Genomic DNA, 19,043 nt, shown 5'->3' on the forward strand with positions numbered 1-19,043 from the left:
CACGGCACGGACGGTGAGGCGGCCATCGAGGCACCACAGGCCGTCCTGGTGAGCAACAACCCCTACCGGACGGACGACCCGGCGGGGCTGGGCCGTCGCGAACGGCTCGACTCCGGCGTCCTCGGGGTGCTCGCCGTCAAGGTCGACAACGCGGCACAGGCGGCGGGGATGCTCCGCGGCCGGCGCTCACCCGGCCTCGCCTCGCTCACCGCCCGGGACGTCGTCGTGGACGCCGACGCCGCCGGCGTTCCCGTGGGCGTCGACGGCGAGGCCCTCGTCCTGCCGGCCCCGGTCCACTGCCGGATCGAGCCGCGCGCCCTGCGCGTGCGCGTGCCCCGCCACCGGCCCGGTGTCCCCGGTGGCAGGCCCCCCATGAACTGGCGCCGGGTGGGGCGGCTGGCGCGGACGATGGGACGGACCGCGGCGGGGCGTCTTCCCCCTGGGCCGCCGCCAAGTGACTGACCCGCCGGGGCGGGTCGCCGAGCGGGCCCGGAAACAGCTGCCACGATGCACCCATGGCACCCCCCGCGGACGCCGCCGCGAGGCCGGCGACAGCACGCCTCGTCCTACTGACACTGGCGTCGGGTCAGTTCCTGATGGCACTCGACAGCTCTGTCATGAACGTGTCGATCGCGACCGTCGCCGAGGACGTGGACACGACGGTGACCGGGATCCAGGGGGCCATCACGGCCTACACGCTCGTGATGGCGATGTTCATGATCCCCGGCGGCAAGACCGGTGCCCTGATCGGCCGCAGACGCGCGTTCGTGATCGGCTGCGCCGTCTACGGCTGCGGCTCCCTGACGACGGCGCTCGCACCGAACCTGACCGTCCTGCTGATCGGCTGGGCGTTCCTCGAGGGGATCGGAGCGGCGCTCATCCTGCCCGCGATCGTGACGCTCGTGGCGAGCAACTTCGCCGTGGAACGCCGTCCCGCCGCCTACGGACTCGTCGCGGCCGCGGGCGCCGTGGCCATCGCGCTGGGGCCGCTCATCGGGGGTGTCGCGACCACGTACTTCTCCTGGCGCTGGGTGTTCGCGGGTGAGGTCGTGATGGTGCTCGGCATCGTCCTGCTCGCCCGCCGCATCGCCGACGCGCCGCTGGGCGCCCGCACGCGCATCGATGTCGTGGGGGCCGTGCTCTCCGCCCTCGGGCTCGGGATCTTCGTCTACGGGGTGCTCCGCTCGGACGAGTGGGGCTGGTTCCGGCCGAAGCCCGACGCCCCGTCGTGGCTCGGGATTTCGCCGGTCGTGTGGCTGATGCTGGCCGGCCTGCTGCTGATCTGGCTCTTCCTCCGCTGGGAGGCCCGCGTGGCGGAGCGACGCGGGGAGCCCCTCGTCGACCCCGCCATGCTGCGGAACAAGCAGCTCACCGGCGGTCTGACGATGTTCTTCTTCCAGTACCTCGTGCAGATGGGCGTGTTCTTCGTCGTACCGCTCTATCTGTCGGTCGCCCTGGGTCTGTCCGCGCTCAAGACCGGTGCCCGCATCCTGCCCCTCTCGCTGACGCTGCTGGCGGCCGCGATCCTGATCCCGCGCCTCCTCCCGGACGTCTCGCCGCGCCGGGTGGTGCGGCTCGGGGTCCTCGCACTGCTCGCGGGCGCGGTGGTCCTGATGGCCGCGCTCGACGCGGACGCCGGTGCGGAGATCGTCACCATCCCTCTCCTGCTGATCGGGCTCGGCATGGGCGCCCTGGCGTCCCAGCTCGGTTCCGTCACCGTGTCCGCGGTGCCGGAGGCACAGAGCGCGGAAGTCGGCGGCGTCCAGAACGCCGTCACCAACCTCGGTGCCTCGATCGGTACGGCACTCGCCGGGTCGATCATGATCGCCACGCTCACGTCGTCGTTCCTCACCAGCGTCGAGCAGAATCCAGCAGTCCCGGACCAGGTCAAGAGCCAGGCGTCCGTCCAGCTCCAAAGCGGAGCGCCCTTCCTGTCGGACGCTCAGCTGAAGAAGGCTCTCGACGATGCCGGGGTGAGCGACGACGTGTCCCAGGACGCAATCGACGCGAACACCGAAGCGAGGCTCGACGGCTTGCGCGCCGCCCTCGCCGTCCTCGCCCTCGCCTGTCTCCTCGGCCTGTTCTTCACCTCACGGATCCCCACCACCCAGCCTCACGCGACGAGGCCGTAGCCCCGGGCGAGCACCGGCGCGGACGGAGGGCGCATACTCGGTGATCGTCGCGGTGCCGTCAGAGCGGTGGCCGCTGCGACCGATTCGGTGGTCAGACGAGGAAGGGCATGGGGGACATGAGTGGTGCCAACCGGCCGATCATGCCGGAGTCGGTGGCCAGTCCGGCTCTGCGGACACCGCCGACGGGCAAGGCGGCGCGGTGGCTGCTGCGGCACCAGGTCCAGCCGGTGGGGCCGGCGGCCGGTGAGAGTCACGGCGAGCAGCACGCCTGGTGGAAGGTGATGTGCCTGACCGGGGTCGACTACTTCTCCAGCCTGGCCTACGTGCCGGCGATCGCCGCTCTGGCCGCCGGGGCCGTCTCTCCCCTGGCGACGCTGCTGATCGTGGCGTTGACGTTGCTGGGGATGCTGCCGATGTACCGGAAGGTGGCCAGGCAGAGCCCGCACGGCGCGGGGTCGGTCGCCATGCTGGAGGATCTGCTGCCGTTCTGGTGGGGCAAGCTGTTCGTGCTGGTCCTGCTCGGGTTCGTGGCCACCTCGTGGATCATCACCATCACCCTGTCCACGGCGGACGCCTCCGTCCACGTGATGGAGAACCCTTTCTTCCCCTCCGCCCTCCACGGCCACGAGGTCGCCCTGACCGTGGGGCTGCTGCTGGTCCTGGGGGGTGTTTTCCTGCTCGGGTTCAGCGAGGCGGTGAGTGTCGCCATCCCGCTGGTCGCCGTCTTCCTGGCGCTCAACGCGGTCGTCATCGGCGTCGGCCTGGTCCAGGTGTTCACGACGGACGGCGCGCTGTCGGCCTGGACCGACGCGCTCGTCGACGGCGGAGGCGGCTTCGGTGACCTCGCCGGCCCGGCCCTGCTGGCCTTCCCGCTGCTGGTGCTGGGGCTGTCGGGCTTCGAGACCGGGGTGAGCATGATGCCGCTCGTGGCGGCCGACGGTGCCGACGCCGAGCAGCGGCTGCGCGCCAGGATCCGCAACGCCCGCCGGCTGCTGACCACGGCCGCTGTGATCATGAGCGTCTACCTGCTGTCCGCCAGTTTCGTGACCACCGTCCTCATTCCCGAGAAGGAGTTCGAACCCGGCGGTGCGGCCAACGGCCGGGCGCTGGCCTGGCTGGCGCATGAGCACGTCAGTGAGGCGTTCGGCACCGCGTACGACATCAGCACCATCCTCATCCTGTGGTTCGCCGGTGCCTCCGCGATGGCCGGGCTGATCAACATCGTTCCCCGCTACCTGCCCGACTACGGTATGGCCCCCGAGTGGGGACGCGCGGTGCGTCCGGTCGTCATCGTCTACACGGCTCTGTGCATCCTGATCACCATCGCCTTCGACGCCGACGTCGACGCCCAGGCCGGTGCCTACGCCACCGGGATCCTGGCCATGATGGTCTCCGGCTCCTTCGCCGTGACCGTCTCCGTGGCACGCGACCGCCGCCGCGCGAGTACGGCCGGCTTCGCCCTGCTCACCGCGGTCCTGTTCTACGCGCTGGTGGCCAACATCGTCGACAAGCCCGACGGCATCGCCATCTCCGGCTTCTTCATCCTGGGCATCATCGTCGTGTCGCTGATCTCCCGCGTCTCACGGACCACCGAACTGCGCGCCGACCGCATCGTCTTCGACGAGGCCGCCCGCCGGTTCATCGCCGACACCCTCGCCCACGACGAGTCCATCAACATCATCGCCAACCGCCGCCAGGCCGGCGACGTCGCCGAGTACAGCGCCAAGGAACGCGAGCAGCGCGGCACCAATCCGGTGCCGGGCCCCGCCGACGTGCTCTTCCTGGAGATCGACGTGGTCGACCCGTCCGACTTCAGCGAAACCCTCACCGTCCACGGCGTCGACGTCGACGGCTACCGCATCCTGCGCGCCGAGGCGCCGGCCGCGCCCAACGCCATCGCCGCGATCCTGCTCGCCCTGCGCGACGCCACGGGCGTGCGGCCGCAGTGCTACTTCGCCTGGGCCGAAGGCAGCCCCCTGGTGCACATGGTCCGTTACTTCCTCCTGGGCCGCGGTGACACCGCCCCGGTCACCCGCGAGATCATCCGCAGCAACGAACCCGACCCCGACCGCCGCCCGGGTATCCACGTCGGCGGCTGAGCCCGGCACCTCTCCACGGGAGCCAGGTCGCGTCAGGGTCCCGTCAAAACCAGGGGTCTCGCCGTCAAGGAGCCGTCAACGACAGGTCCGGTCCGGACGAAAAGGCACTTAGCTCGAGTCGTCCGATTCACCGAACCTCACTCCAGGAGTCCGCGATGGCCGATCTGGCCTTCGTCGTCACCGTGCTCGCGGCGTTCGCGCTGGTGGCTCTCGTCGCCAAGGGGGTGACGAAGCTGTGAACGCCGAAAACGTCGTCGGCCTGGTCGTGGCCGTCTCCCTGCTGGGCTATCTCGTCCTCGCCCTGATCTTCCCGGAGAGGTTCTGAGCCCGATGGGCCCCGTCCCCGCCGGCGTGCTCCAGTTGCTCGCGCTCACAGCCGCGCTGGCTCTCGCCTACATCCCCCTCGGCACCTACATGGCCAGGGTCTACTCCTCGGGCAGGCACTGGCGCGTCGAGAAGTGGGTCTACCAGGGCATCGGTGCCGACCCCGACACCGAGATGACCTGGTCCGCGTACCTGCGCGGCGTGCTCGCCTTCTCGGCCGTCGGTGTCCTGTTCCTCTACCTGCTCCAGCGGCTCCAGGGCATCCTGCCCGGCTCGCTGGGGTTCTCCTCCGTCAACCCGGCGCAGTCGTTCAACACGGCCGTGTCGTTCGTGACCAACACCAACTGGCAGTCGTACTACGGCGAGCAGACCATGGGGCACGTCGTGCAGACCGCCGGTCTCGCCGTGCAGAACTTCGTCTCCGCGGCCGTCGGCATGGCCGTCGCGGTCGCTCTCGTCCGCGGGTTCGCCCGGTCCCGTACCGGTGAGCTCGGCAACTTCTGGTCCGACCTGGTGCGCGGCACCGTGCGGATCCTGCTTCCGGGCGCGGCGATCGCCGCCGTCGTACTGGTGGCGTGCGGCGTGATCCAGAACTTCTCCGGCATTCACGAGGTCGGTCAGTTCATGGGCGGTTCGCAGCAGTGGAACGGCGGTGCGGTCGCCTCGCAGGAGGCCATCAAGGAGCTGGGCACGAACGGCGGCGGCTACTTCAACGCCAACTCCGCCCACCCCTTCGAGAACCCGACCCCCTTCACCAACCTCTTCGAGATCTTCCTGATCCTGGTGATCCCGTTCGCGCTGACCAGGACCTTCGGGGTCATGGTCGGCTCGGTCAAGCAGGGGTACGCCATCCTCGCCACGATGTTCACCATCTGGCTGGGCTTCGTGGCCCTGATGATGTGGACCGAGTTGGCCCACCACGGCCCGGCGCTGCAGGCCGCGGGCGGGGCGTACGAGGGCAAGGAGGTCCGGTTCGGCGTCGGCGCGTCCTCGATCTTCGCGGTGTCGACGACGCTCACCTCGACCGGCGCGGTGGACTCCTTCCACTCCTCCTTCACCGGCCTCGGCGGCGGCGTCACGATGCTCGGCATGATGCTGGGCGAGATCGCGCCCGGCGGTGTCGGATCCGGCCTCTACGGCATGCTGATCATGGCGGTCATCGCGGTGTTCATCGCCGGTCTGATGGTCGGCCGCACGCCCGAGTATCTGGGCAAGAAGATCGGCACCCGCGAGATCAAGCTCGCCGCCTGCTACATCCTTGTCACGCCGGCGCTGGTCCTCGTCTTCACCGCCGTCTCCATGGCCCTGCCGACCCCGCCGCACTCGATGCTGAACGCGGGCGCGCACGGCTTCTCCGAGGTGCTCTACGCCTTCACGTCCGCGTCGAACAACAACGGCTCGGCCTTCGCCGGGCTGAACGCGAACACCGACTGGTTCAACACCATGACCGGACTCGCGATGCTGCTGGGCCGCTTCCTGCCGATGGTGTTCGTGCTGGCGCTGGCCGGCTCGCTCGCCGGGCAGAGGCCGGTGCCCGTGACCGCGGGCACCCTGCGCACCGAGAAGCCGCTGTTCACCGGCCTGCTGGTGGGCGCGATCCTGATCATCACCGGTCTCACGTACTTCCCCGCCCTCGCGCTGGGCCCGCTCGCCGAGGGGCTGGCGTGATGACCGCCCGTACGGACAAGTCAGAGGACTCCATGTCCACAGCCACTCCCACCCGAGCGCCGCACGGTGACGCTCCCAGCGAGCACAAGCCCGCCGAGGGCGGTGTCGGTGCGGGCCTCTTCGACCCCCGGCAACTGGTCAGGTCACTGCCGGACGCCTTCCGCAAGCTCGACCCGCGGGTGATGGTCAAGTCGCCCGTGATGTTCGTGGTGTGGATCGGCTCGGTCCTGACGACCGTCTTCTCCTTCAAGGACCCGGGCGACTGGTTCGGCTGGACGATCAGCGTCTGGCTGTGGCTGACCGTGGTCTTCGCCAACCTGGCGGAGGCGGTCGCCGAGGGCCGCGGCAAGGCGCAGGCCGACACCCTGCGCCAGGCCAAGACCGACACGATCGCCCGCCGGCTGCTCACCGACGGCTCCGAAGAGCGGGTCCCCGGCACCGAGCTGACGATCGGTGACCGCGTGGTGTGCGAGGCCGGGGATGTCATTCCCGGTGACGGGGACGTCGTCGAGGGCGTCGCGTCGGTCGACGAGTCGGCGATCACCGGTGAATCGGCCCCGGTCATCCGCGAGTCGGGCGGCGACCGCTCGGCCGTCACCGGCGGTACGAAGGTGCTGTCCGACCGGATCGTCATCCGCATCACGACGAAGCCGGGCGAGACCTTCATCGACCGGATGATCAACCTCGTCGAGGGCGCCGCACGGCAGAAGACGCCCAACGAGATCGCGCTGAACATCCTGCTCGCCTCGCTGACCATCGTCTTCCTCCTCGCCTGCGCCACCCTGCCGCCGCTCGCGGACTACGCCGGTACGCACCTGACGCTGGTCGTGCTGGTCGCCCTGCTCGTCTGCCTGATACCGACCACCATCGGCGCACTGCTGTCCGCGATCGGCATCGCCGGCATGGACCGGCTGGTGCAGCGCAATGTGCTGGCCATGTCGGGCCGGGCGGTCGAGGCCGCCGGTGACGTCTCCACCCTGCTGCTCGACAAGACCGGCACCATCACGCTCGGCAACCGGCAGGCCGCCGAGTTCGTCCCGGTGGGCGGCACGACGGAGGCGGATGTCGCGGACGCGGCCCAGCTGTCGTCGCTGGCCGACGAGACGCCCGAGGGCCGTTCCATCGTCGTCCTGGCGAAGGAGAAGTACGGGCTGCGCGAGCGCCATGAGGGCGAGCTGGCGCACGCCGAGTGGATCGAGTTCACCGCTCAGACCCGCATGTCAGGTGTCGACGTAGACGGCCGCAAAGTCCGCAAAGGCGCCACGGCCTCGGTCATCGCCTGGGTGAAGGAGCAGGGCGGCACGGTCGCCGAGGACGCGGACGGGATCGCCGACCGGATCTCCGAGGCGGGCGGGACCCCGCTGCTGGTCGCGGTGGACGACGCGCATGGCGCCCGCGTCCTGGGAGTCATCCACCTCAAGGACGTCGTCAAGGACGGCATGCGCGAGCGGTTCGAGGAACTGCGCCGCATGGGCATCAAGACCGTCATGATCACGGGCGACAACCCGCTGACCGCCAAGGCGATCGCCGAGGAGGCCGGCGTCGACGACTTCCTCGCCGAGGCCACCCCCGAGGACAAGATGGCCCTCATAAGGCGCGAGCAGGCCGGCGGCAAGCTGGTCGCGATGACGGGCGACGGCACCAACGACGCCCCGGCCCTCGCCCAGGCCGACGTCGGTGTCGCGATGAACACGGGCACGTCGGCCGCGAAGGAGGCCGGCAACATGGTCGACCTCGACTCGAACCCGACCAAGCTCATCGAGATCGTCGAGATCGGCAAGCAACTCCTGATCACCCGGGGCGCGTTGACGACGTTCTCCATAGCCAACGACGTCGCCAAGTACTTCGCGATCATCCCGGCGCTGTTCGCGGCGGTCTACCCCGGCCTGGACAAGCTCAACGTCATGGGCCTGGCCTCGCCGGACTCCGCGATCCTGTCGGCCGTGATCTTCAACGCGCTGATCATCATCGCGCTGGTGCCGCTCTCCCTGAAGGGCGTGCGGTACCGGCCGGTCAGCGCCGACAAGCTGCTCCGCCGCAATCTCGGCATCTACGGCCTGGGCGGACTGATCGCTCCCTTCATCGGCATCAAGCTCATCGACCTGCTCATCTCACTCATCCCCGGGATCGGGTGAAGGACATGAAGAACTCCGTTACGAACACCGCCCGGTTGCTCGGGGCGGGCCTGCGCGCCCTCCTCGTGCTGACCCTGGTCACCGGCGTCATCTACCCGTTGGTCGTCACCGGCGTCGCCCAGGGGCTGTTCCCCGGCAAGGCGAACGGCTCCGAGGTCAGGGCGGACGGCAGAGTCGTGGGCTCGTCCCTGATCGGGCAGCAGGGCTACAGCCTGGACTACTTCCAGCCGCGCCCGGCGAACGGGCTCGGCGAGAATTCGGTCAACACCCAGTACAAGCTGCTTCTCTCGGGCGCCACCAACCTGTCCGCCGACAACGACAAGCTCGTGACGTCGGTGGAGGCGGCCAAGGCGAAGGTGGTCAGGGACAACTCCACCGCCGACCACAGGGTCAGGCCGTCCCAGGTCCCGGCAGACGCCGTGACCTCCTCGGGCTCCGGCCTCGACCCGGACATCTCCCCGGCCTACGCCGGCCTCCAGGTCCACCGTGTCGCCGAGCGCAACGGCCTGACCGACGCCCGGCTCCGCAAGCTCGTCGACGAGCACACCGAGGGCCGCACGCTCGGCTTCATCGGCGAGCCCCGGGTCAACGTGCTCGAACTCAACATCGCGCTCAAGGACCTCGTGGCCAAGGCGCACCCGTGACCCGGGTGCTCCTGGTGGAGGACGACCCGCAGCTCGTACGGGCCCTCGTCATCAACTTGCAGGCACGTCACTACGGCGTGGACGCCGCCCCAGACGGCGCCACGGCCCTGCGTCTGGCCGCCGCGCGCCGGCCCGACGTGGTGCTGCTCGACCTCGGTCTGCCCGACATGGACGGCGTCGACATCATCAAGGCCCTACGGGGCTGGAGCCGGGTCCCCATCCTGGTCCTGTCCGCCCGGCAGGCGTCGGGCGAGAAAGTGGCCGCGCTCGACGCCGGCGCCGACGACTACGTCACCAAGCCGTTCAGCATCGACGAGCTGCTGGCCCGGCTGCGCGCCGCGGTCCGCCGTACCGAGGACGCCCCGCACGCACCCGGGCCCCTGCTCGTCGAGACGGCGGACTTCAGCATCGACCTGATCGCCAAGAAGGCGATCAGGGACGGTCAGGACGTGCGGCTCACCCCGACCGAGTGGCACCTGCTGGAGATCCTGGTGACCCATCCGGGCCGGCTGATCACGCAGAAGCACCTCCTCCAGGAAGTCTGGGGCGTCTCGCAGCGCAGCAAGACCAACTACCTGCGGGTGTACATGGCCCAGCTGCGCCGCAAACTGGAGACGGACCCCTCCCACCCGCGCTATCTGATCACCGAGCCCGGCATGGGCTACCGCTTCGAGGGATGACATGGCACGCGGCACGCTCCGGATCTACCTCGGCGCCGCACCCGGCGTCGGCAAGACCTACGCCATGCTCTCCGAGGCACACCGCCGTATCGAGCGGGGCACCGACTGCGTGGTCGCGTTCGTGGAACACCACGACCGGCCACGCACCGAGGTGATGCTGCACGGCCTGGAACAGATCCCGCGCAAGGAGATCGAGTACCGGGGCGGCACCTTCACGGAGATGGACGTGGCCGCCGTCCTGCGGCGCGCCCCGGCCGTCGCCCTGGTGGACGAACTGGCCCACACGAACGTCCCCGGTTCCCGCAACACCAAGCGCTGGCAGGACGTCGAGGAACTGCTGGCGGCAGGCGTCGACGTCGTCTCAACCGTCAACATCCAGCACCTGGAGTCACTGGGAGACGTCGTCGAGTCGATCACCGGGGTGCGGCAACGCGAGACCGTGCCGGACGAGGTGGTACGGCGGGCCCACCAGATCGAACTGGTCGACATGTCCCCGGAGGCCCTGCGCCGCCGCATGGCGCACGGCAACATCTACAAGCCGGACAAGGTCGACGCCGCCCTCTCCAACTACTTCCGGCCCGGCAACCTGACCGCCCTGCGCGAGCTGGCCCTGCTGTGGGTGGCCGACCGGGTCGACGCCTACCTCACCCAGTACCGCAGCGAACACCAGGTCTCGGCCATCTGGGGCTCGCGCGAGCGCATCGTCGTCGGCCTGACCGGAGGCCCCGAGGGCCGCACCCTGATACGGCGTGCCGCCCGGCTGGCCGAGAAGGGCGCCGGCGGCGAGGTCATGGCCGTCTACATCTCCCGCAGCGACGGCCTCACTGCCGCCTCCCCGAAGGAACTGGCCGTCCAGCGCACCCTGGTCGAGGACCTCGGCGGAACCTTCCACCACGTCGTCGGTGACGACATACCCGCAGCCCTGCTGGACTTCGCACGCGGGGTGAACGCCACCCAGATCGTCCTCGGTGTCTCCCGGCGCAAGGGGTGGCAGTACGTCTTCGGCCCGGGTGTCGGCGCGACGGTGGCCCGGGACTCCGGCCCCGACCTCGACGTCCACCTCATCACCCACGACGAGGCGGGCAAGGGACGCGGGCTGCCCCTGCCGCGCGGAGCACGCCTGGGACGCTCCCGGGTCATCTGGGGCTGGCTCGTCGGAGTGCTGGGCCCCGCGCTCCTCGCCGGGCTCCTCATCCGTGCCGTCCCGGACGTCGGCCTCGCCAACGACATGCTGCTCTTCCTGACCCTGACGGTGGCGGCGGCCCTGCTGGGCGGACTCTTCCCGGCGCTGGCCTCCGCGCTGGTGGGCTCCCTGCTGCTCAACTGGTACTTCACGTCGCCCGTCCACACCCTGACGATCGCCGACCCGGAGAACATCGTCGCCCTCGCGGTGTTCGTCGGGGTCGCCGTGTCGGTGGCGTCGGTGGTCGACCTCGCGGCCCGCCGCACCCACCAGGCGGCGCGGCTGCGTGCCGAGGCGGAGATCCTGTCCTTCCTCGCGGGGAACGTCCTGCGCGGCGAAACCACGCTGGAGGCGCTGCTGGAACGGGTCCGCGAGACCTTCGGCATGGAGTCGGTGGCCCTGCTGGAGCGGACCGGCGAGACGGACCCGTGGACCTGCGCCGGCAGCGTGGGGCCCCGGCCCGCCGGGAACCCCGAGGAGGCCGACGTCGATGTCCCGGTAGGCGACCGCATGGCCCTGTCCCTGCGCGGCCGCGTGCTGCCGGCCTCCGACCGCCGGGTGCTGGCCGCATTCGCCGCGCAGGCCGCCGTCGTCCTGGACCGGCAGCGCCTGCTGCGCGAGGCCGACCGCGCCAAGGAACTGGCCGAGGGCAACCGCATCCGGACCGCGCTGCTCGCCGCCGTCAGCCACGACCTGCGCACCCCGCTCGCCGGCATCAAGGCCGCCGTGACCTCACTGCGTTCCGACGACGTCGAGTGGTCCGAAGAAGACCAGGCTGAGCTGCTGGAGGCCATCGAGGAGGGCGCCGACCGGCTCGACCACGTGGTCGGCAACCTGCTCGACATGTCCCGGCTGCAGACCGGCACGGTCACTCCCGTCATCCGAGAGACCGACCTCGACGAGGTCGTGCCGATGGCGCTCGGCGGAGTGCCCGAGGAGAGCGTGGAACTGGACATCCCCGAGACGCTGCCCATGGTCCACGTCGACCGGGGACTGCTGGAGCGGGCCGTCGCCAACGTCGTCGAGAACGCCGTCAAGTACAGCCCCGAGGGCGAGAAGGTCCTGGTGTCCGCGAGCGCCCTCGCCGACCGGGTCGAGGTACGGGTCGTCGACCGCGGGCCCGGCGTCCCGGACGAGGCCAAGGACCGCATCTTCGAACCCTTCCAGCGCTACGGCGACTCGCCCCGCGGCGCGGGTGTCGGCCTCGGCCTGGCGGTGGCCCGCGGCTTCACCGAGGCCGTCGGCGGCACCCTGCACGCCGAGGACACGCCCGGCGGCGGTCTCACCATGGTGCTCACCGTACGGACGGCACCGGGGCGGCGGCCACACCAGCCGGACGTACCGGTGACGGCGTCCTCCTGAGAGGGAAGCGGAAGCCGGGCTTCATGCCCGGCGAGTTCCTTCTCATGGACGAGCCGCAGCCCCGAGCGCATCGAACAGATCACCACCGACTGCCTGGACGCCATGGAGAAGGCCGGGCCGCCGACGGACTTTCCAGGAGCAGATCGACACCTTCATGGGCGGGGAGACGAGCGACGAGGAACTGAGGGGGATCAGCCTGATCCTGCTGGCGGCGGGGTTCGACACCACCGCGAACATGCTGTCCGGCACGACGGTCGTCCTGTCGTACAACACCGCCAACCGCGACCCCGAGCGCTTCACCGATCCGCACGTGCTCGATCTGAACCGGCACGAGGGTGGACACCTGGCCTTCGGCCACGGCATCCACCTGTGCCTGGGCCAGCAGCTGGCCCGCATCGAGATGCGGATCGCGGAAGAGGTGGCCCTGCGCCCGGAGACGGTGACGGGCGGGCCCCTATGCTTCTACTTGTTTGTAGAAGACACGCGTGTAAGGAGTGGACGCCACCATGGTGTTCAAACGACTGCTCGGCTCGCTCGGCCTGGGCGGCCCCACGGTCGACACGGTCCTCGACCCCGGAGCGGCCCGGCCCGGCGGGACGCTCACCGGCCAGGTGCACCTCAAGGGCGGCAACGCCGGCTACGACATCGAGCACATCACCCTGGAGCTGGTGGCGCGGGTCGAGGCCGAGCACGCCGAGGGCGAGAGCGAGGGCGTCGTCGCCTTCGACCGGTTCACCGTCGCAGGCGGTTTCCGGCTCGCGGAGGGCGAGCAGCGCAGCATCCCGTTCAGCGTGCCGCTGCCGTGGGAGACCCCGATCACCGAGCTGCACGGCCGGCCGCTGGGGATCGTGCTGGGCGTGCGCACCGAACTGTCGGTGGCGGGCGCCAGGGACAAGGGGGACCTCGACCCGCTGACCGTCGGCCCGCTGCCCGCCCAGGAGGCCGTCCTCGAAGCCCTCGGCCGGCTCGGCTTCGGCTTCAGGTCGGCCGACCTGGAGTTCGGGCACATCGGCGGCACCGGCCAGCGACTGCCCTTCTACCAGGAGATCGAGCTCGCCCCGTCGCCGCAGTACGCGGACCAGGTGAACGAGATCGAGATGACCTTCCTGGCCCACCCGGGCGGTATGGAGGTCGTCCTGGAGGCCGACAAGCGGGGTGGCTTCCTCTCCGGGGGCCACGACGCGCTGACCCGTTTCACGGTCGGCCACCAGGACGCGCGCGACTGGAACGCGGAAGTCGACGGCTGGATCCGGCAGTTGGTCGAGCACCGGGCGTCGTACGGCTCCCACAGTGCGTACGGGCACGGTGACCCCTATGCCGGGCACGGGCACGGCGGCCCTTACGGGCACGACGATCACCACCGCTCCGGCCCCGGCACGGGCACCGCCGTCGCCGCGGGCGCCGCCGGGCTCGCGGCCGGTGCCGTCGGCGGCATGGTCGCGGCCGAAGTCGTGGACGAGGTCGGGGACTTCTTCGAGGGCGACGAGGAGGACGAAGGGGACGAGGGCTGATACGGGGCCCGGCGGACGGCAGAGGGGCGGCAGCGGTAAGGCTCCGCCCCGCTTCACAGGGGCGTGGCCGCGTGCAGGATGAGGACCATGGTCACCGCGGAGTTCGCGGACGACATCGCCGAGACAGCCGTCCCGGCGGCAGCACCCCACGCCGCCACACCCACCGACGTGAACGCGGACGGCCAGCTGCGCACCGCGGGGGCGGGGCCGAGCAGGGCGGCCACCCTGCGCGGCACCGGACCCGGTGACGCGAAGCCCGCCAGTGTGCCCACCGGGGTGCCCCGGGACACCAGGGCCGCCTTGCCGATCGCGCACGCCACCGCCCGGCGGCTGCCCATCCTTCGGGCCGCCTCCTCGTCGGCCCATCGTTCGGCCGTGTACGACACCGCCGTCCGCAGCGGCCGCAGGAAGGGGTTGGCACGGGCGGCCAGTCGGACGGCGAGCAGGAAGCGGTGGTGCCGGGCGGCGAGGTGGGCCCGCTCGTGGGCGAACAACGCCCGGCGCTCGGCGGGTTCGAGGCAGTCCAGCAAGGCCGAGGTCACCACGACGCGGTCGCGACGCCGGCCCGGCAGGGCGTACGCGTACGGGAGATCATCAGGCAGTACGGCGACCTCCGTGTCCGGCAGACCGCCCAGCGCCCGGTGCGCGCTGCGGCGTACCCGGCCATGCCGCCACAGCGTCCGCCCCCAGGCGACGAGCACCGCGCACAGTGCGGGAATGGCCGCCTTGCCGACGACCTCGTCGTACGGCACCGCCGCCCGCACCTCGGGGTCCGACCAGCCGTCGGGCAGGGGGTTGCCGGGCAGTTGGGCGGTGCCGACCACCATGACCAGGCCCAGGCACACCGTGCTGCACGCCGCCATCACCGCCGCCAGTCCCGTCAGCAGCCGGGTCGCGGTACGCGGGTGCAGACGCTGCTCGGCGAGGCGCGCGACCGGCCACGCCGTCAGGGGCAGCACGAGCGGCAGAAGGACGAACACCCCCATGAGGCTTCAGTCTTCTTCTTCGTCCCGGGACTGGCCCAGCAGCCCCCGCAGCAGACGTTCGTCGTCCGGATCGAGGCCGGTGACGAAGCTGGCCAGCACGGCCTCGCGGTCCCTCTCGGAGTCCAGCACCTTGCGCATCTTCCGCGCGGCCAGGCCCGCCTGGTCCGAGGCGGGCGTCCAGGCGAAGGACCGGCCCACCCGCTCACGGGTCACCGCGCCCTTGCCCAGCAGCCGGGTCAGGATGGTGATGACGGTCGTGTAGGCGAGGTCGCCGCCCACGCGTTCCTGCACCCAGCCCGCCGTCGCCGGACCGTCCGCCTCCCGCAGGGCCGACAGAACCAGCGCCTCCAGCTCACCCTGCCCCCGCCGCCGGGGACGCTGCCGGTGCTCCGCCACGCCCTGGCTCCCTTCCGCCGCCGCCCGTTACCCGCGCGGACATCGTATAGACGCCCTTGCCGAGCGGTCACCGGTCACCACAGGTGCCTGACGCGACGCCGCTCAGACCGGTTCGGGTTGCGGTTCGGGGCGCCGCGCGGCCACGGCCGCCGGGTCCCACAGTCGGGTGGTCCGTACGTAGCCGTAGACCACCGAGGTCATCGCCAGGACGAGGAGTGATCCGGACACCTCCTGATGCCGGGCCATCTCCATCGGAAGCCAGCGGTACGCCACCAACAGCGCGGTGAAGACCACGGCGCCGTAGGCGACCAGCCGGATGCCCGGCCGGTCCCAGCCACGGTCGAACGCACGCATCGCCGCCTCGACGGTGAGCGCGAACACCACGCCGGCGACGAGGTCCACGCCGTAGTGGTAGCCGAAAGCCAGCGTCGCGCCGAGCGTGGCGATCAGCCAGAACGTGCCCGCACAGCGCAGCACAAGCGGGCCCCTACGGGTGTGAACGAAGATCACGGTGGCCCACGCCGTGTGCAGGCTGGGCATGCAGTTGCGGGGGGTGATCCCGTCGTAGGGCATCGGGTGCGGCGTGCTGATCGGCAGCGGCGTGTCCGGCCACAGATCGGCCGCCGCCCAGTGCACGCCGCCGGTGCCGGAGGCGCCCGGGCCGTAGGCGAAGACCGGTCCGACCACCGGAAAGAGCATGTAGACGGCCGGCCCGAGAAGGCCGATCACCAGGAACGTGCGCACCAGATGATGGCCCGGGAAGCGGCGCTCGGCCGCCACGTGACGCAGCTGGTACAGCGCGACGACGAGCGCGGCCACCGCGAGCTTCGCGTAAACCACGTCGAGAACATGGGTGGGGACCGGGCCGGCGGCCTGGAGGAGGCGGCCTGCCAGCCACGAAGGGTTGCCCAGCGCGTGATCGGCGGTCGCCACGTACTGGTCGAGCACCGTCGGACGGGTCTTCGCCGTGATCAGCAGCCAACTGTCCCCGGTCTTACGGCCGGCCACCAGCAGCAGGCCCAGCCCGACGCCCTTCAGCAGGAGGGCACGTTCCGGGCCGGTACGGCGCGTGACGGCGATGACCCCGTAGCCCAGCATCACCAACAACGCGCCGTTGCCGAAGAACTGACCGTCGGAGACTTTGACGTCGGCCGCCCACCGCACCAGCAGGAGGACGGCGTCCGTGGCGATCGCCGCACCGGCCGCGAGGATCCGTTGCGGCCAGGTGAGCACCACCGACATCAACGCCAGACCGCCGTACAGCGGCCCCGGTTTCGGTGCGAAGACCGCCCCTCTCAGTTGGTCGGAGACCGACCCCGGCTGACCGTAGTGGCGTGCGATGAGCTCCAGTACGACAACGAGTCCGAGAGCCGCCACACCCGCTGTGCCCCACAGCATCACACGCCACTGACGCCCAGCAGTCACGGCAGGTCTGCTCTTTATTCGTGAAAACACATGCAACGCCCTCGATGTGAATTTTTCCGGTCAGTCGTGCGGTGCCTGGCCGCTGACCCGGTGGTCGGCGTGGCTGAGCGCCTCCAGCACGAGCCGCCGCAGATGCCCGTCGCGCAGGCTGTAGTAGATGTGCCGCCCTTCGCGCCGCGTCTCCACCAGACCCGCGAGCCGCAGTTTCGCCAAGTGCTGGCTCACCCCGGTCCGGGACGCCTCGCACCGCTCGGCCAGGGAGCCGACGTCCGACTCCCCCTGGGCGATCAGCCAGAGCAGGTGCAGCCGCGTCACGTCGGAGAGCATCGCGAACACCTCGGTCGCCTCCGCGAGACGCGCGCTGTCCGGGGGGCGCAGATGCGCACCGGGTGCAGTTGGCAGGGACTCGCGAGCAGGCATGCCCACAGCGTAGAGGCCGGAATGAGCCGACGGCGCCCGTCCGCGGACAATCTGGCGTCAACATGTGCGCAGATGCGCACCTGTCGATACAGTGAGGGACAGCCGCGCCCGTCTCCGACCCGCCGGGGGATTGCCGCATGCTGTCCGTCCTGCGCAACCGCACCTACCGACGTCTCTTCACCGCGCAGGTGATCGCCCTGGTCGGCACCGGTCTGTCCACGGTCGCCCTCGGTCTGCTGGCGTACGACATCGCCGGGGCCGACGCGGGGTCGGTCCTCGGCACCGCACTGGCGATCAAGATGGTGGCCTACGTGGCGATCGCCCCGGCCATCGGCGCGGTCGCCGGCCGGCTGCCCCGCCGGTGGCTGATGGCCGGCGCGGACCTCGTCCGGGCCGCGGTCGCGCTGACCCTGCCGTTCGTGGACCAGGTGTGGCAGGTGTACGTCCTGATCTTCCTGCTCCAGTCGGCGTCGGCCGCGTTCACACCCACGTTCCAGGCGGTCATCCCGGATGTGCTGCCCGCCGAGCGCGACTACACGCGGGCGCTGTCGCTGTCCCGCCTCGCCTACGACACGGAGAGCCTGTTCAGCCCGGCACTCGCCGCCGCGCTGCTGTCGCTGATGACGTACAACTGGCTGTTCCTCGGCACGGTGGCAGGGTTCCTGGCCTCGGCGGTCCTGGTCGTCTCGGTGATCCTGCCGAAGCAGGCCGCCCCCGAGCCGCTCGGCGGCGGCGCCTACTCCAAGGCCACCGCGGGCATGCGCCTGTTCCTCGCCGGCCCGCACCTGCGCGCCCTGCTCGCCCTCGACCTCGCGGTCGCGGCGGCGGGTGCGATGGTCACCGTCAACACCGTCGTCTACGTCCGCGACGAGCTGGAGCGCGGCGCGGCCGACGTGTCGCTCGCGCTCGGCGCGTACGGCGGGGGATCCATGGTCGCCGCCCTGCTGCTGCCCCGGGTCCTGGACCGCGTCCGCGACCGCACGGTGATGCTGCGCGGCGCCCTGCTGCTCACGCTGGTCTTCGCCGCGCTCGGCGCGCTCACGGCAGCCGGCGCCGGCCCCTGGCGCTGGCCCGCGCTGCTGCTGACCTGGGCGGCCTTCGGCGCGGCCGGTTCGATGGTGCTCACCCCGGCCGGCCGGCTGATCCGCCGCTCGGCCCCGCCCGAGGCGCGCACCGCCGCCTTCGCCGCGCAGTTCTCCCTCTCGCACAGCTGCTGGCTGCTGACGTATCCGCTGGCCGGCCGGCTCGGCGCGGCCGCCGGTCTGCAGTCGGCGGTGGTGGCGCTGGGCCTGATCACCCTCACGGCCGGGCTTGTGGCGGTGCGGCTGTGGCCGGCTGCTCAGGAGCCGGGCCCTGTAGAGCACGAGCACAGCGACCTCCGCGCCGGCCATCCACACCTTGTGGACGCCGTACGCGTCCGGGGCGGCTGGCGGCACAGCCATCACGCCCTGGGCGACGGGCTCCACGCCCACCGGTGAGGGCCATGGCGCTCAGGTCGTCCCCGCGCAGGCCGCCGTACCGTCCACCATCTCCGTGACGGCCATGGCGCAGGGCACCTCCACCCAGACGGTCTTGCCTCCGTCGGCGGTGTGCTCGGTGAGGATCACCCCGTTCAGCTCTTCGAGCAAGGCGTGCACGATCTTCAGACCGCGACCGCCGGTCGCCTCGGTGCCGGGGTCCGCGAGGGCGGGGCAGTCGGCGTGGCCGTCGTGCACTCCCATGCGTACCCAGGCGCCGTCGAGCAGTTCGACCACGACACCGGTTTCGGCCGTGGCCGCGGACGCGTGCAGTACGACGTTGGTCAGCAGCTCCGAGGCGATCAGCCGTATCGCGTGGAAGGCGTCGCTGTCGTCCGGGACGCCCCAGTCGTGAAGGATGCGCAGGACGGCTCGGCGGGCGAGAGGAACCTGGTCCGCGTGGGCCGGGACGGTGATGGTCCGGGTTCTCCGGTGCCGAGCGTTCATGGGGCCGAGCTCCTCTGGGGAATCCGCGACGGAGTGCCTTTCGGCGTGTGGGAACGCTAGAGGGGCCGGTGGCGCCACCGGCGATGGTTGTCGCGGTGCCGGTAAGCGGACGGG

16 protein-coding genes and 1 pseudogene are annotated in these 19,043 nt (G+C 70.9%); 12 read left to right on the forward strand and 5 right to left on the reverse strand.

All coding sequences use genetic code 11. The features are described 5' to 3' along the window. From CCL05_RS29930 to CCL05_RS29980, 11 genes and pseudogenes are all read left to right on the forward strand, one after another. On the forward strand, positions 1-462 hold a 462-nt coding region (locus tag CCL05_RS29930; RefSeq protein WP_483025080.1), incomplete at its 5' end, for a diacylglycerol kinase family protein. Positions 463-515: 53 nt separating this feature from the next. Beyond that, entirely contained in the window at positions 516-2,132 is a 1,617-nt protein-coding gene (locus CCL05_RS29935) for an MFS transporter (RefSeq protein WP_086563804.1), read from the forward strand. 116 nt (positions 2,133-2,248) lie between these two features. Then, positions 2,249-4,231, forward strand: coding sequence for an APC family permease (locus tag CCL05_RS29940; RefSeq protein ID WP_107400530.1), 1,983 nt, complete (start codon positions 2,249-2,251; stop codon positions 4,229-4,231). Positions 4,232-4,466: 235 nt separating this feature from the next. After that, positions 4,467-4,556 carry a K(+)-transporting ATPase subunit F gene (kdpF, locus tag CCL05_RS29945; RefSeq protein WP_086563806.1) on the forward strand — a complete coding sequence of 30 codons (90 nt, stop codon included), beginning with the start codon at positions 4,467-4,469 and terminating at the stop codon, positions 4,554-4,556. Between the two features lie 5 nt (positions 4,557-4,561). Then, entirely contained in the window at positions 4,562-6,223 is a 1,662-nt protein-coding gene (gene kdpA, locus CCL05_RS29950) for a potassium-transporting ATPase subunit KdpA (protein ID WP_086563807.1), read from the forward strand. A gap of 32 nt (positions 6,224-6,255) precedes the next feature. Continuing rightward, positions 6,256-8,358 (forward strand): potassium-transporting ATPase subunit KdpB, encoded by a 2,103-nt coding sequence (gene kdpB / locus CCL05_RS29955; protein ID WP_086563872.1) that lies wholly within the window; start codon positions 6,256-6,258, stop codon positions 8,356-8,358. Positions 8,359-8,363: 5 nt separating this feature from the next. After that, positions 8,364-9,002, forward strand: a complete 639-nt coding sequence (locus tag CCL05_RS29960) for a potassium-transporting ATPase subunit C (RefSeq protein WP_086563873.1) — start codon at positions 8,364-8,366, stop codon at positions 9,000-9,002. Further along, the gene (locus CCL05_RS29965) at positions 8,999-9,682 is read left to right on the forward strand and encodes a response regulator (protein ID WP_086563808.1); all 684 of its coding nucleotides are present in this window, start codon (positions 8,999-9,001) and stop codon (positions 9,680-9,682) included. The genes CCL05_RS29960 and CCL05_RS29965 overlap by 4 nt, the downstream gene beginning before the upstream one ends. Before the next feature lies 1 nt (position 9,683). Continuing rightward, positions 9,684-12,227 carry a sensor histidine kinase gene (locus CCL05_RS29970; RefSeq protein WP_086563809.1) on the forward strand — a complete coding sequence of 848 codons (2,544 nt, stop codon included), beginning with the start codon at positions 9,684-9,686 and terminating at the stop codon, positions 12,225-12,227. Between the two features lie 14 nt (positions 12,228-12,241). Further along, positions 12,242-12,666, forward strand: a pseudogene (locus tag CCL05_RS29975) (cytochrome P450); the annotation flags it as partial. Positions 12,667-12,733: 67 nt separating this feature from the next. Beyond that, a complete protein-coding gene (locus CCL05_RS29980; protein WP_167409636.1) occupies positions 12,734-13,738 on the forward strand; it encodes a sporulation protein in 1,005 nt (334 codons plus the stop codon). 53 nt (positions 13,739-13,791) lie between these two features. On the opposite strand, the gene CCL05_RS29985 is transcribed toward CCL05_RS29980, so the two are convergent. The 4 genes from CCL05_RS29985 to CCL05_RS30000 form a co-directional block, all read right to left on the reverse strand. Then, a complete protein-coding gene (locus CCL05_RS29985; RefSeq protein WP_086563812.1) occupies positions 13,792-14,724 on the reverse strand; it encodes a M56 family metallopeptidase in 933 nt (310 codons plus the stop codon). Between the two features lie 6 nt (positions 14,725-14,730). Next, positions 14,731-15,120 carry a BlaI/MecI/CopY family transcriptional regulator gene (locus tag CCL05_RS29990; protein WP_086563814.1) on the reverse strand — a complete coding sequence of 130 codons (390 nt, stop codon included), beginning with the start codon at positions 15,118-15,120 and terminating at the stop codon, positions 14,731-14,733. Positions 15,121-15,222: 102 nt separating this feature from the next. Continuing rightward, complete coding sequence (locus CCL05_RS29995; protein ID WP_167409640.1) at positions 15,223-16,518, reverse strand: phosphatase PAP2 family protein; 1,296 nt, start codon at positions 16,516-16,518, stop codon at positions 15,223-15,225. Between the two features lie 87 nt (positions 16,519-16,605). Beyond that, a complete protein-coding gene (locus CCL05_RS30000) occupies positions 16,606-16,965 on the reverse strand; it encodes an ArsR/SmtB family transcription factor (protein ID WP_086563874.1) in 360 nt (119 codons plus the stop codon). Positions 16,966-17,102: 137 nt separating this feature from the next. On the opposite strand from CCL05_RS30000, the gene CCL05_RS30005 reads away from it, so the two are divergent. Next, complete coding sequence (locus tag CCL05_RS30005; RefSeq protein WP_086563817.1) at positions 17,103-18,443, forward strand: MFS transporter; 1,341 nt, start codon at positions 17,103-17,105, stop codon at positions 18,441-18,443. A gap of 12 nt (positions 18,444-18,455) precedes the next feature. Here CCL05_RS30005 and CCL05_RS30010 read toward each other — a convergent pair whose 3' ends face one another. Further along, positions 18,456-18,929, reverse strand: a complete 474-nt coding sequence (locus CCL05_RS30010; protein ID WP_086563818.1) for an ATP-binding protein — start codon at positions 18,927-18,929, stop codon at positions 18,456-18,458. Between the last annotated feature and the right edge of the window lie 114 nt (positions 18,930-19,043).

Source organism: Streptomyces africanus (assembly GCF_002150735.1).
Classification (GTDB): Bacteria; Actinomycetota; Actinomycetes; order Streptomycetales; family Streptomycetaceae; genus Streptomyces; species Streptomyces africanus.

Coding starts and splice junctions, on each gene's coding strand:
- CCL05_RS29935 (WP_086563804.1), top strand. CDS start 516: ATGGCACCCCCCGCGGACGCCGCCGCGAGGCCGGCGACAGCACGCCTC.
- CCL05_RS29940 (WP_107400530.1), top strand. CDS start 2,249: ATGAGTGGTGCCAACCGGCCGATCATGCCGGAGTCGGTGGCCAGTCCG.
- kdpA (WP_086563807.1), top strand. CDS start 4,562: ATGGGCCCCGTCCCCGCCGGCGTGCTCCAGTTGCTCGCGCTCACAGCC.
- kdpB (WP_086563872.1), top strand. CDS start 6,256: ATGTCCACAGCCACTCCCACCCGAGCGCCGCACGGTGACGCTCCCAGC.
- CCL05_RS29960 (WP_086563873.1), top strand. CDS start 8,364: ATGAAGAACTCCGTTACGAACACCGCCCGGTTGCTCGGGGCGGGCCTG.
- CCL05_RS29970 (WP_086563809.1), top strand. CDS start 9,684: ATGGCACGCGGCACGCTCCGGATCTACCTCGGCGCCGCACCCGGCGTC.
- CCL05_RS29980 (WP_167409636.1), top strand. CDS start 12,734: ATGGTGTTCAAACGACTGCTCGGCTCGCTCGGCCTGGGCGGCCCCACG.
- CCL05_RS29985 (WP_086563812.1), bottom strand. CDS start 14,724: ATGGGGGTGTTCGTCCTTCTGCCGCTCGTGCTGCCCCTGACGGCGTGG.
- CCL05_RS29995 (WP_167409640.1), bottom strand. CDS start 16,518: ATGCTGTGGGGCACAGCGGGTGTGGCGGCTCTCGGACTCGTTGTCGTA.
- CCL05_RS30000 (WP_086563874.1), bottom strand. CDS start 16,965: ATGCCTGCTCGCGAGTCCCTGCCAACTGCACCCGGTGCGCATCTGCGC.
- CCL05_RS30005 (WP_086563817.1), top strand. CDS start 17,103: ATGCTGTCCGTCCTGCGCAACCGCACCTACCGACGTCTCTTCACCGCG.
- CCL05_RS30010 (WP_086563818.1), bottom strand. CDS start 18,929: ATGAACGCTCGGCACCGGAGAACCCGGACCATCACCGTCCCGGCCCAC.